The organism is Bartonella sp. MR168JLCBS (assembly GCF_042194175.1).
In genome coordinates this window covers 325-575 of record NZ_JBHIMP010000570.1, presented here as the reverse complement: position 1 = coordinate 575, position 251 = coordinate 325, and the positions used below count along the sequence as shown (strand labels likewise).

Here is a 251-nt window from a genome sequence, read left to right as displayed (position 1 = left end):
AAACAACATCAAACCATTTTCCTGACATATTAACGGATGAACCATGAGTAAGATGACCACCAGAATTTAAATCCAACCCCATAAATGTATCACCAGGCTGGAGTAAAGCTAAAAATACAGCTTGATTCATTTGGCTACCAGAATGAGCCTGGACGTTAGCAAAAGCAGCACCAAAAAGCTGTTTTGCTCGTTCAATTGCTAAATCTTCAACGACATCAACAAAGCGACAACCCCCATAAAAGCGCTTTCTT

General features: G+C 39.8%; 1 pseudogene. It reads right to left on the bottom strand.

The features are described 5' to 3' along the window. Positions 1-251: pseudogene (gene glyA / locus ACFIK8_RS12745) on the bottom strand (serine hydroxymethyltransferase); the annotation flags it as partial.